11 protein-coding genes are annotated in these 13,244 nt (G+C 48.0%); 7 read left to right on the forward strand and 4 right to left on the reverse strand.

The genetic code is table 11. From position 1 onward, the window contains the following. Positions 1 to 43 precede the first annotated feature (43 nt). Both ACED36_RS03465 and ACED36_RS03470 read right to left on the reverse strand, forming a co-directional pair. Positions 44 to 1,000 (reverse strand): hypothetical protein, encoded by a 957-nt coding sequence (locus ACED36_RS03465; protein WP_371732802.1) that lies wholly within the window; start codon positions 998 to 1,000, stop codon positions 44 to 46. Between the two features lie 207 nt (positions 1,001 to 1,207). After that, on the reverse strand, positions 1,208 to 2,281 hold the full coding sequence (locus ACED36_RS03470; protein WP_371732803.1) for a hypothetical protein: 1,074 nt from the start codon (positions 2,279 to 2,281) through the stop codon (positions 1,208 to 1,210). Positions 2,282 to 2,790: 509 nt separating this feature from the next. Between ACED36_RS03470 and ACED36_RS03475 the strand changes: the two genes are divergently transcribed. The 4 genes from ACED36_RS03475 (at position 2,791) to ACED36_RS03490 (ending at position 7,026) form a co-directional block, all read left to right on the forward strand. Then, positions 2,791 to 4,191 (forward strand): tryptophanase, encoded by a 1,401-nt coding sequence (locus tag ACED36_RS03475; RefSeq protein WP_017007334.1) that lies wholly within the window; start codon positions 2,791 to 2,793, stop codon positions 4,189 to 4,191. Positions 4,192 to 4,608: 417 nt separating this feature from the next. Continuing rightward, on the forward strand, positions 4,609 to 4,953 hold the full coding sequence (locus ACED36_RS03480) for a hypothetical protein (RefSeq protein ID WP_371732804.1): 345 nt from the start codon (positions 4,609 to 4,611) through the stop codon (positions 4,951 to 4,953). Positions 4,954 to 5,032: 79 nt separating this feature from the next. Beyond that, on the forward strand, positions 5,033 to 6,115 hold the full coding sequence (locus tag ACED36_RS03485) for a hypothetical protein (protein WP_016958291.1): 1,083 nt from the start codon (positions 5,033 to 5,035) through the stop codon (positions 6,113 to 6,115). A gap of 65 nt (positions 6,116 to 6,180) precedes the next feature. Further along, a complete protein-coding gene (locus ACED36_RS03490) occupies positions 6,181 to 7,026 on the forward strand; it encodes a hypothetical protein (protein WP_016958290.1) in 846 nt (281 codons plus the stop codon). Between the two features lie 29 nt (positions 7,027 to 7,055). On the opposite strand, the gene ACED36_RS03495 is transcribed toward ACED36_RS03490, so the two are convergent. Both ACED36_RS03495 and malX read right to left on the reverse strand, forming a co-directional pair. Further along, positions 7,056 to 8,234 (reverse strand): MalY/PatB family protein, encoded by a 1,179-nt coding sequence (locus ACED36_RS03495; RefSeq protein ID WP_371732805.1) that lies wholly within the window; start codon positions 8,232 to 8,234, stop codon positions 7,056 to 7,058. A 78-nt stretch (positions 8,235 to 8,312) separates the two neighbouring features. After that, positions 8,313 to 9,887 (reverse strand): maltose/glucose-specific PTS transporter subunit IIBC, encoded by a 1,575-nt coding sequence (gene malX, locus ACED36_RS03500; RefSeq protein ID WP_016958288.1) that lies wholly within the window; start codon positions 9,885 to 9,887, stop codon positions 8,313 to 8,315. A gap of 251 nt (positions 9,888 to 10,138) precedes the next feature. On the opposite strand from malX, the gene malI reads away from it, so the two are divergent. From malI to ACED36_RS03515, 3 genes are all read left to right on the forward strand, one after another. Next, the gene (gene malI / locus ACED36_RS03505) at positions 10,139 to 11,152 is read left to right on the forward strand and encodes a Mal regulon transcriptional regulator MalI (protein WP_016958287.1); all 1,014 of its coding nucleotides are present in this window, start codon (positions 10,139 to 10,141) and stop codon (positions 11,150 to 11,152) included. 96 nt (positions 11,153 to 11,248) lie between these two features. Beyond that, entirely contained in the window at positions 11,249 to 12,331 is a 1,083-nt protein-coding gene (locus ACED36_RS03510) for a site-2 protease family protein (protein ID WP_371732806.1), read from the forward strand. Between the two features lie 131 nt (positions 12,332 to 12,462). Beyond that, a complete protein-coding gene (locus tag ACED36_RS03515) occupies positions 12,463 to 13,215 on the forward strand; it encodes a class I SAM-dependent methyltransferase (protein ID WP_371732807.1) in 753 nt (250 codons plus the stop codon). Positions 13,216 to 13,244: the final 29 nt, after the last annotated feature.

The raw sequence follows: 13,244 nt of genomic DNA on the forward strand, positions 1-13,244 counted from the left end.
CACAGCTCCCTTTCTCTTGCTCATCAGAAAACAACAAAAGTGCTTAGTCCTGATGAAGCGTTCTACGCAAATTACGGCGAACTAAATAGCCAAGTTCCCTGCCTTGCTTACCAAGATAAGCGCCAAGCAAACCACCAAATCTCGCGCCATCTTTCGCGCCTTCGTAAACCAAATCAAACAGATTGTTTTCCATTTCTGTCAGATAATTATTACGATCATCACTTTCATACCACGCCTGCGTTTGTGCGTTTAGCGGCGCATCAATCAAGGTAAGTTTTTTCTCAAGCGGGAGCTTAACGACCATCTGGTTCATGAGTTTCAGCAAATTAAACGGACGAGCTGCTTCATCACGACGTGCGAACTCTGCTGCATAACAAACAGGGGCGATTTCCAGGCCCGTTTCATCCAGCATGCAATGACGCAACAAGGTCGCTGTACTTTCAGGCCAGATTTCCACTTCCGTTGACGGGCTGTCGACAACATAGTCCCACTCGTAACCATAACTGGCGGCATCAACTTTATTGAGCCCGACGACCAATCGGCTATCTAACTTATCGCCCAATGCAGGCACAAGCACTTCTGTTATCAAGCGATAACCACTGTTGAGGTTTCTTTCCGCCGCGTCCAACACCACAACAACCATATCGATAAGCGGATTACCGTTGCTGTCCCGCTCTGTCAACGTTGCTGCCAACTGCATGTCCAGCATAGCGTCTTGTTCAGGATTGCCCGTATGACCTGGATAATCCCAAACCACTAAATTGCCCATTTCATAGCGACCAGCATCCGACGAACTTGGCTCTAAAAGCGCGCCACCAAACAATGCCTTGATAGTAGATGTCTTGCCAACGCCTTGCGGCCCAGCAAACAGAATGTTCAGGGGTTGTGCTTCCAATTGATGCAAGCGAAGTTGAAGCGCTGCTTTTTTGAATTCATCCAACAAAGAAGAATGGCTGATATCCATTGCTAGTTGCCGAGAAAATGCGGTGCTATTTTGCATGGGGTTGCCCTCAATGAGTACTACGTAACCAAATGCAACTATAAGCAAAGCAACAGAGTGAATCTGTCTCGCTCTTGATAGTCTTTAACAATTTATTTACTTACAGGTTGTCGTGCGGAATAGAGCTGAGGGATAATCGAAAGGAGGATCGCCCTAATAACGAGCCCTCCAGCGTATTTTTCGAAAATAAATGGATGAGAGAAGATGTTAAATCGTCATACCCATTTGTGCGCGAATTGTGTCTGAAACAATGTCTCCCATCGCTCGACCATGACGCCCCAGAAACGCACCAAGTTGCCCACCGAAACGATCGCCATCTCTCGCGCCAACGTGCAAACTATCAAAACAGAGGTTTTCGATGCTTTGCATGTAAATCAATTTGTCATCATGATCACGCCATTGGTCATCACCACAAGTCAGAGGCTGATTCAGCAACAATAAACGCTTTTCCTCTGGCAGGTCAGCCAACATTTTTGCCATGAGTTTTTGTAAGTTATAAGGACGACCATTTGGCGATTCGCCGGCCAACGCACTGTAAGCCAACAGGCATGTTTGAATACCCGTGTTGTGAGCTAATCGATAGCGCAAGGTCGCTGCGGTGCAATCAAGCCAAATCTCTGCATCCAACGGCATAAGCACATTCGCGTGTGTCCCACGAATATGCCTGGCAACTTTATCGGCTTTGTTCATCAAGATGGTCAAGCGATTTTCTGTCATCGCTCCCATCATGGGCACAATGGAATGGCAGATATCTAAATAGCAATCATCAATATTGCTGCTGGCGGAGTCCAAAACCACAATCACGCGATCAATCAACGGCTCATTATCTGCATTGGTTTCTGATAGCAGTGCGCCAAGCTCACTCCATCGCTCCTGCGCGGGCTCATTTTCGCTCGGCAGATCTGCCTGCCACACGGTGAGTTGATTCAATTGCTGACGGCGAATCTTCGAAGAAGCGTCGCTTTCATCGTTTTTTAAATCAGCAGCTCGCCAATCATACCCACCAAAAAGTGCCTGCACGGTCGCTGACTTCCCTGCACCTTTTGACCCGATGATCAGTAGATTGAGTGTGTTATGGGATAGCACCTGAAGGCGACGGTCAATACGCGCCTTGTAACTGGCATCCATATCAGTAGACGCAGACACTTGCTGAGATATCGCGTCAAACAAGGGCAAACTAGACATCGCGTTAAGCGCTGGCTTCTTGCCGCTCTCGGACACCTGCGAGCGAAAAATTCTTGGATTAAAAATCGATGTGTTGACGTGGTTATCGAACTGCATAGTGCGGGCTCTCCTCTCCATTAGAATCACTGCTGAACCTTATGCTCTTGCTTCCCTACTATATGCATAGATATGACCAGCGAAGTGTCTCGCACTTGATAGGATCGGATAGTTTTCGCCGTGAATTTATCACCCTTGCGCTTTTAGGCCGCTAGACGCTCAGTTGCATTCATCACTAAATTTGACTACTTTATCAACAGTTGTAACCAAACCATCTGTAGCCAAAACATCAAGGAGGATAGCGAATGAATACGTGCACGCATGATGACAGCGCAGTGCTATTCCATTGGTACAACAACGATATCCAACTCGCCTACGACTTCCCTCGCGATTGATCCTCGCTGACGCACTCGCGTCGATATTTCACCTCGTTTAAACACTCACAATTTGCTCGCACGTCCCTTTTTTGTTGGGGTCGGTTTGTGGTTTCTGCGCTTTCCTGATCGCTCACTCGTGAATCATCAGGCGAAGAAAACACCGTCCGTGCGAGCGTAAAAAGGATCAATCCTATGAAACGCTTACCAGAACCGTTCCGTATTAAAATGGTTGAACGCATCAAAATGACCACCCCTGAACATCGCGCGCAAGCATTAGAAACCGCGGGGCTCAACCCGTTTTTGCTCAAAAGCGAAGATGTTTACATTGATCTGCTCACCGACTCCGGTACAGGCGCAATGAGCGATAACCAGTGGGCTGGCATGATGATGGGCGATGAGGCTTATGCAGGCAGCCGTAACTACTACAACTTGTGTGATGCGGTAAAACACTTCTTTGGTTATGAACTCACCGTGCCGACCCACCAAGGGCGTGGCGCAGAGCAAATTCTGTTCCCTTGTTTAATTGAACGGATGCGTCAGGTACGCGGGGGCACAAACCCTGTGTTTATCTCTAACTACCATTTCGATACCACCGCAGGTCACGTTGAAATGAACGGTGGTAAGGCCATCAATGTGCTGACCGAAAAAGCCTTCGACACCGACACCTATGACGACTGGAAAGGCAATTTTGACCTCGATACATTGCGCGAGACCATTGCGCAGCATGGCGCGCACAATATCGCAGCCATTATTACTACTATTACTTGCAACAGCTCCGGCGGTCAGCCGGTTTCCATGGCGAACATGCGCGAGGTTTACCAAATCGCCAAAGAAGCCGATATTCCGGTGGTGATTGATTCCGCGCGCTATTGCGAGAACGCTTGGTTTATCAAACAGCGCGAAACGGGTTACGAAAACCACTCGATCACTGACATCATTCGCGAAATGTATACTTATGGCGATATGCTCACCATGTCTGCCAAGAAAGATCCACTGGTGAATATCGGCGGGCTTTGCTGTGTGCGCGACCATGAAGAACTGTTCCAAGCCGTGCAAACACGCTGCGTGCCCATGGAAGGTTTTATCACCTATGGCGGGATGGCTGGCCGTGATATGGAAGCACTGGCAAGAGGTTTACACGAAGGTGCGGAGGAAGATTACCTTAACTACCGAATTCGTCAGGTGGAGTATTTGGGCGAGCGTTTACGCGAAGGGGGAATTCCCATCCAATACCCAACAGGGGGTCATGCTGTGTTTGTCGATGCGGGGAAAATGCTGCCTCATATTCCCGCCGAACAATTCCCGGGCCATGTGCTCGCTAACGCCTTATATGTGGAAGCCGGTATTCGCGCGGTTGAAATTGGCTCTTTGCTGCTTGGGCGAGACCCATCAACGGGAGATCAGAAACCATCCCCGATGGAGCTGATGCGACTCACTATTCCCCGCCGCGTGTACACCAACGACCACATGGATTACATCGCAGACGCGTTGATTGAACTTAAAGAAAAAGCCGCGTCGCTTAAAGGGCTCGATTTCACCTACGAGCCAACAGTGCTGCGACACTTTACGGCCAAATTTAGAGAAAAAACGTAGTATCGGATTCATACCACATCTCCTCCCTCTTATCAGGGAGGGGATTTTTAAAATCAAAACTAATTATGAAAGTATATCTCCGACATGTCCTTTCTTATTAATTTAAATAACTTCCCCTCCCTATACCCACATTATCAACAGCATAAAAAAGAGTTTTACCTCAGACTCCATCTAAATAATAAAAGTAATTTCACCATGCCTTAATAATTGGACGTGAATCAAAAGTCATACACAGTGTGAATTCACCAAAAATAAACCATTGCCTTGTTTCAGGCTGTTACTATCCTTTCAGTAGCCTGATTTAATGTTCAGACAATCCCCTTCCTCTCTCACCATTAAAAGTGGTTCAGGCTGTAGTCATTATAAAAAGACTAATAGCTGGCGTTCAAGCCAATCAACATTTAATGGATAAATACCATGTCTATTCATATATATAGAAACAACATCATCACGCATGAAGGTCAATCTACCGTGGATGATTTCATTACTGAAATCCAAGCCAAGTTTGACGAAATAAACGAAGTAGAAAATCTCACTGTATATTCTGGCTATCATGGAGATGAGAATGGAGACTGGTTCATTGATTTTGATGACCAAGAAGTGGCCGACACAAAAAAATCGGCCACAAATTTCAAGAAAGCCTCCGTTTTTTTCATTTCCAAAAAAGCGTCAACGCTACTCAGTGACGAAGATATAAAGTCTGCCTGCAAAAAGGGAAATGTTTTTTTCACATGGTGTGATAGTGACACAAAAATCAAATGAATTATGGGGGAACTTGCCGCATAAAGCACCCCACTCTGGTTTCTAAACTTCCCTATTTACACTGTATGAGGATATTCCCATGGCAGATAATGCAGAAATCAAAGCCACTGAAATAAAACCACCAGCCAGTAACCCGCATAACATTGAGGCGACGAAGTACTACATTTTCAATCAAACGGGCAACATAATGATGTCCAGCACCATAGATTCGAATACACCTATCTCTGAGGACGTTCAGAAGATTTTTTCTGAGGTTTCTGTGTTTTTTGCGGGGATGTCTCGGGCAATGAGCACAACCAAAAACCCTGCAACGGGTAAACCTTACTCCTTGTATAACTATGCCGCTTTAGAGAGTGTCATAAAAGGTTCGGGCTTGTTCGTTCATGTCACAGAAGAAGACGTCACCCACTCCAGCAAAAGCGGCGGCGCAACGTTCAGCAAGGAATTAATTGAATCACTACTTGGGCTCGCAACCGGACTGGGTGGGCTCGCCTTTGCCTCTTCCATGATCTCATCAATTGGCCAAGAAGGTTTAAACATTTCAGCCAGTCAGGATAAAACCAACAGTAAAGTCGGCAACATCGTTTTTGTTTGTGAATACCTCTTGGGCATGCCTTCTATCAGCGCCATTGTTGTCTACGCTGATATGGCGAAAAATGAAGTCGCCTTTAAGGCCGGTCCTTGCATAAAAGGTCATTCGTCTAGCGTTACGCTGACTATGCACAAAGACACCTATATGTTCGTAACACCCACTTTTATTCATGAATATGCTGGCGATCTTGGCTCTATTAATTCCGATCCTCAGTATTTGGCGATGATCAACTGGCTTGGCGGGCTGCTACTTAGAACGCCAACGATATTTAATGTTGCTGATAGGGGTAACGGATACGCATCTGTTGATTCAGGCTCAGCACTTGTTGCCGGACATTCCTACGCACTGCAAGGTCAGTTCCTTCCTACCGATAAAGTCTCTCTCAAATGGGCATCGGGAGCGACAACCTCTACCTTCTCAGAACCGAATTACACTGGCGATCAAATTGCTTTCACCGTCAATGGCACCATGGATGACGAATCAGCCATCAATGTGGTCTTGACCGATGGCGGTAAAGATACCGTGGTTGCTTCCTCTCCAGGATCATTCACCGTCACCAGCGGTACCTAAGCCAGAACGCCGCTTTACCGCCTAGGTAAAACGGCGTTTTATCAATGGTGCTTTGAGCGATAACCATGGAAACGACGCGAATCGAATTGTTCAGTGACTTCTTCCCCCCGCTTCTTCTTGTGATGGCTGGCGCTATTTTATTACTTATTATTTATGCCATATGGGGTAAGCGTCGACATATCGCACCCAAAGAACCCACCCCGAAAGAAAAACTCGCACCATCACGCTATGTCATCCTCAATGAGACGGGAAACATCGTCATTGCAAGCCATCGCCCTCCGAGCGAAAAGCTCCCTGACGACGTCCAAAAGTTGTTTCTCGAAGCCATCAGCATGCTATGTATGATGACAAAAGCCGTCGCCTCAACCACCGACCCACAGACAGGCAGACCATGCTCCATCTACAACCAATACGCACTTGAACAGATGCTGGCGCATCACCCTCTATTTGTTCATATTGGGCAAGTATCGACGGAATATGAGGTACGAAAAAACAATGATTTAATAAAGAAAACGTCTGATGACATGTTTGGAGTGAAAAACAATGACAACGTGAATAAGAAAATCAAAGCGATTTACACCAGCATGGAACTCGCGGCAAAAGCCGTCAGTCAAAGCGGTGAAAATGCACACGCCAAGTTTGGCTATTTAACGCTGTACTGCGAAGACATCATGGGGGTACCTGTGATCACGGCAGTGCTTACCCACTTAGGGAGAGAGGAATCAGCAAAACTTCAGGTGCTTGCAACGAAACCGCTATGGAACATAAAAAAAGACGTCATCAATATGCGAAGAGATTCGTACCTATACAACAGCCCTTCCATGCAAGAGCAGTTCTCTTTGGACACACTGACTGACGCCTTAAAACGTACTCAATCGCCCTCATATCCGCCAGATAACGAAAACGATTAACCCGTTTTCCCCTCAATCAGCGGCGTAAATTAATGGGTCTGAAGCCTGATCGCGCCCACGAGCGCATCCAACCCCGCCTGTACTTTCGAACGTGGACAGCCAAGGTTCAATCGCACATAACCTTGTCCAACCTCGCCATAAACGCCGCCGTCCATGATTGCCACGTTGAAATGTTCAATCAGGTCACTTTGTAGTTTTTGCATATCGAGATTCAAAGCAGAAAGATCGAGCCATGCCAAATACGTGGCATCTGGCACCTGATATTGCACGTTAGCAAAGGCACTATTCAACGTATCACGCACCAGCTCATGGCTTTCTTTCACATACGCATTCAACGCAGTCAGCCATGTTTCTCCGTGGTTATAAGCCGCCATCATCCCGATGACACCCAGGATGGATGGAGACGATAGTCCGTCTACTTCTTTCAGTTTGAACAAATAGTCATTACGCGATTGTTCGCTAGAAATCATGGCATACGCGCCATTAAGCGCCGGAATATTGAAAGACTTAGACGCCGAAGTCACCAATGCCCAACGCTGTTTCATGCCAAAACCCAACCATGGCGTATGTGCTTTTAACGCAACATCCATGTGAATTTCATCCGAGATCAACGCAACATCATGTTCATCGCAAAGCGCTGCAATCCGCTCAAGTTCTTCGCGCCGCCAAACTCGCCCCGTTGGGTTGTGCGGGCTGCATAACAAGAACACGGTGGTGTCAGGTTGCGCCAGCTGTTGTTCCAGTAGCGGCCAGTTAATCTCCCAACCGCTGGCGGTTTTTAGCAACGGATTGCGAATACAGCGACGACCTGCGCCTTCGACCAGTTTGTCGAATGCATCATAGGCGGGTGTTTGAAACACGATGCCATCGCCAGCATGGCTCCATTTCTCAATCAACTTGGCAATGATATAAATCACCGATGGGCCATAAACAAGGGTGTCTTTATCAATCTGGGTATCGAATCTGCGTTGATACCAGCGTTCAATCGCGCCTTTAAAATCATCGTGATTCCAACGGCTATAACCCAGCACCGGATGCTCTAAACGTGCTTTTAATGCGTCAATCACGGCATCTGGTGCCGCGAAATCCATGTCTGAAATGGTGAACGGTAGCAAGCCCGCTTTGCCAAATCTGTCCTGCACATAATCCCATTGCGTGCAGTAAGTGCCCATGCGGTCAACCGGCGTATCAAAATTCATTGTTGTCATTTTCTCATCCACACAAACAAGAAAACCCTCGGTCTGACTTTGACCGTCAATCCGAGGGTTTTAGGGGGAACCGTTTAATTAGCTCGCGGTCATCAACGCTTGCATTTCATTCTTCACAAGGTGTACTTGCGTACCAATAACCACTTGCAGGCTATGTGCATCGAGCTTAACCACACCCAATGCGCCGTAAGCTTTCAGCTTGCCAGCATCCACCAAATCCATGTTGTCGACCGTCAAACGAAGGCGAGTGATACAGTTGTCTAGCGAGGTGATATTACCTTTGCCACCAAGGGCTTTCAGAATCGCTGCACCTTTACCTGATTCGTTGATAAATGCCGCTTCTAGCTCGCCATCTACTTCCGCAGTATCCACTTCACGACCGGGTGTTTTCAGGTTGAACTTCAAGATAGCGAACTTGAATACGGTGTAGTAAACCGCAAACCATGCCGCTGCGACCACTGGCACCAAGTACCACTTGGTTGCTGTGCCTTGCAGTACGCCGAACACCAAGAAATCGATGATATTGCCATCAGTGTTACCAATGGTCACGTCCAGCAAGCCCATTACCATGAAGCCAAGGCCAGTCAGGATTGCGTGAACCACATACAGCACAGGGGCAACGAACAGGAACAGGAATTCCAACGGCTCGGTAATACCACCGACCACACACGCCACCACACCAGAGATCAGTAGGGCTTTAATCTTTGAGCGGTTTTCAGGTTTAGCGCAGTGGTACATCGCCAATGCTGCACCAGGAAGGCCACCCAAGAACGCAGGCATCTTACCTTGAGATAGGAATGCAGTGACTTCTGGCGTGAAGCCGTTCGTTTCCGCACACGCTAGCTCAGAGTAGAAAATATTCAGTGCGCCAGAGACTGTCTCGCCACACACCGCCATGGTGCCACCCGCTTCGGTAAAGCGTACCAGCGCCACCAGAATATGGTGCAAGCCGATTGGCAGCAGAAGACGCTCACCCGTGCCGAACAGCATTGGGCCAAACGCGCCAGCACTTGCAATCAGATTGCCGATACCGTTGATGCCAGCCGCAAAGTAAGGCCACACGAAGGGGACCAGCACACCGACCACACCCAGTGTAATAGCCGAAATGATAGGAACGAAACGCGCACCACCGAAGAATGCTAACGCATCGGGCATTTTGAAGGTGTAGAAGCGCTGATGCAGTCTAGCAACGATAATACCGACCATCACCGCACCCAAAATACCGGTGTCGATAGATTCAATGCCAATAATGCTCTTCACGCCATAGGCTTTACTTGCAACAGGATCGCCAAGCACGTTGGCCACTGTCAGGAAGAAGTTGATAGCAAGGTTGAACGCGGCATAGCCAACGAAGCCTGCAAAAGCGGCAACGCCTTTCTCTTCACGCGCCATGCCAAGCGGAATCGCAATGGCGAACATAACAGGCAAATAAATGAATGCCACCAAGCCAATCTTGGTCATCCACATGAACAGGTATTGAAGCAAGATGTTATCTAAAAAGGGGATGGCTTCACGGATTGCTGCGCTCGACAGCGAACTGCCGACCCCAAGCAAAATACCCGAGAACGCAAGGAGGGCCACAGGCAGCATGAAGGTTTTGCCAAGGCTTTGCAGAAACTCCCACATAGTGGTTTTTGTCGCTTTGTTCGTCATAACAACTCTCCGAAACATGAGAACATGACAGAAGTGACGGGTCATCGGACCAGCACACTGAATAAGTGATTTCGGGGCCATCATAGGGGATTAAAATTTTGGTAAAACGTTTTATCAAAACAAATGTGATCTCTGCATACTCTCTTAATCCACAAATTTGATCCGGTTTAAAAAACGGGAAAATAACAGTATCCTTTCGGGGTAAAACGTTTTATCAAGGCACCCTGCCCTAAGACCAAAAAGGAAAACACTTGAAGAAAGTGACGATCACGGACGTGGCTGAGCATGCTGGTGTTTCTGTTACCACAGTGTCGATGGTGCTCGGCAACAAAGGGCGGATATCGGCAGATACGATTGAAAAGGTCAATAACGCGGTGGCGGCCATTGGCTATGTGCGCAATCGCGCTGCGGCAAATCTGCGCTCTAACAGCAGCGAAATCATTGGCCTGATTCTTAAAGACATCAGCGATCCTTACTACGCACAAGTTGCAGCTGGGCTTTGTGAAGAAACGGAAAAGCAGGGCTACATGGTGTTTCTCACCCAAAGCAGCGATGAAGCCAAATTTGAACAATGCGTACTAACCATGGCAAGACAAGGCGTGGGTGGCATTGCCTTCTGCCCAGCCAATGAAAACCAACACGTCGATGTGGATGCGTTAAAAGCGCACAATCTACCGTTGGTGTGTATTTCGCGCGCTTCAGTGAATCAGCAGATTGATTATGTCGGCCCCGATAACGCCAGCGCGGCGAAAATGGCAACGGAGCATTTGATCAATCAAGGGCATCGTCGCATTGCATATGTGGGTGGAAAAATCAGTTCACTCTGTCGCGCCGAACGCGTAGGCGGATATTGCAGTACCTTGATGCAGTTTGGGCTGCCCTTCAAACCTGAGTGGGTGGTGGAGTGTGACGCAGGGCAAGCGCCCGCCGCCAATGCGGTCGAACAGTTACTGATCAATCATCCGCAAGTGAGTGCGGTGTTATGTCACTATTCGTCGACCGCGGTTGGGGCGGTACAAGGCATTCATCGCCTTGGGCGATCTGTTGGCACCGACAATCTTTTTAATAAGCAAATCTCAATTGTCGGGTTTGATGCGGTGCAAGAAGCTGAGTTGTCAGAGCCCCCGATTACTTTCGTTAATTCTGATGCGAAAGAGATTGGCCGGCAGGCTGCAAAGCGTCTGATTGAACAGTTTGAAACCAGCGACACTGTCGCCCGTAAAGTGATTGTGGCGCCAACATTGGTCAATGCGACGACAGAGTAAGATGCGTTGGGGCGCATGCGCCCTTCTGTTCTTTTCGTCACCCTCAAAAAACTGCTACATTAGCGCCCATCATTTATCAGATTTAATTACATCATTTTGGAATTATTCAATATTTCGTGCATGGGCAAGCCACTGCGTTTGGAAGGCTCTTTAGCAGGCTGGCAAGCGCTTTACTGGGACAACCAACTCGTGTCTCAACTTGCCGCCAGTGCCGACCCAGACGGCGAGAAAACCCATACCTTTCAGCTTACTGCCAATGACAGCATCATCACGGTGGATGTCTCTACCGATATCCATTGGCAACCTTTCAATGTCGACTATCGTGTGACCGTTGATGGCGAGGTCATTGAATCTGGCTCACGCAATGAAAAAGACATTGAACGTCAGCAGCCTGTCGTGACACCCCAAACGAAACCAAAATTCAGCGTTGTGGGTTTGGCCTCACTCGGCTTCAAGCTTTTAAAAAGCGCCAAAGTCATCAAGGTAGTGTTGGCGGGTGCCAGTGTTGCGGCTTATTCGTGGCTGTTTTCTTGGCAGTTTGCACTGGCGTTGATTGCTTGCCTCGTGGTGCACGAATACGGACACATCCGCGCCATGAAATACTTCGGTATGAAAACCAAAGGCATTTACTTGATCCCCTTCATGGGCGGCTTGGCGCTGTCTGATGAAAAGATAAACACCCGCTGGCAAGACGTGGTTATCTCCATCATGGGGCCGACATTTGGTTTGTTCATGTCGTTATTGGCCTTGGTCGCTTATTGGATCACAGGCAATGTATTCTTCGCTGGCATCGCGACCTTTAACGCCCTGCTTAACTTGTTTAACTTGCTGCCTATTCTGCCGCTGGACGGCGGACATATCCTTAAAAGCATCAGCTTTTCAATGAACAGTATTGCGGGCTTAGTGGCCTGTATTGCAGGTGCTGCCATCGGTGTGTACGTCAGTTACGCATTTGGCTTGGCGTTACTGGGTTTTCTTCTGCTGATTGGCAGTGGTGAGATCATCTTTGAATGGAAGTACCGCCATCACACGCACTTATTGCCGCTTAACCGCTACGGCCAAATTTTCAGCACACTTTGGTATTTTGCTACCGTTGCTTCGCTTATTGGCGTGATCATCTATTTCGCCACAAAAGGCGATGACATGTTGGCCCTGCCGTTAATGATTTTGCAAAGCTAACTTTCCATTATTGTCCACGTTGAACGCCAGCCTAGGCTGGCGTTTTTATTGCCACAAAAAACTTTAACCACTTCGCAAAACAGTGCAAACGGTATAGTATTCGCCACCTTCATTTTTCCTGGTGAATTTGCTTGAACACACAGCCCTCCACTGCGCTCTATTCTGACCTGTCTGGTTATTACGATTTGATGTGCGCTGACATTAACTACCAACAACAAAGTGACTGTGTACGCAGACTCCATCAAATGTTTGGTAGTGAAGGAAAAACCCATTTAGACCTTGCATGTGGCACGGGTCCGCATGTGCGTTTCTTCATCGATAATGGCTATGAAAGCAGTGGGTTAGACTTAAATCAGCCTATGCTGGATTTAGCGAAACAGCGCTGTCCTGAAGCCCAATTCTCGCTGCAGAACATGTGTAATTTTGTGGTTGATGAACCTTACGATTTGATCACCTGTTTTCTCTATTCGATTCACTACAGCGGCAGCCTTGAACAGCTTCGCGCCTGCATTGAGCGCGTTCATGCCGCGCTGAAACCAGCCGGCGTCTTCTGTTTCAACGCCGTTGAGAAAAAACTGATCAACAATGACTCTTTCGTTCGCCACAGCGTGGAGCACGAAGGCAGCCACTTTGTGTTCAAATCAGGATGGTTTTATGGCGGTAATGGCGACAAGCAAGCGCTCAAGCTCAGCATTGAAAAAACCACCAACAAAGTGACCGAAGAATGGCACGATGACCACCCGATGGTCGCGGTCGGATTCGATGAGCTGACATCGCTACTTGCGCCGTATTTCGATGTGACGATTTTAGAACACGATTACGACAAATTGCTGCCGTGGGACAACGCATCTGGCAATGCAATTTTCACCTGCGTGAAGCGCTAGCCAAACTGAGTTTCTCTATCGAGCTTGTC

This window comes from Enterovibrio sp. FF113 (assembly GCF_041439165.1).
GTDB lineage: Bacteria > Pseudomonadota > Gammaproteobacteria > Enterobacterales > Vibrionaceae > Enterovibrio > Enterovibrio norvegicus_A.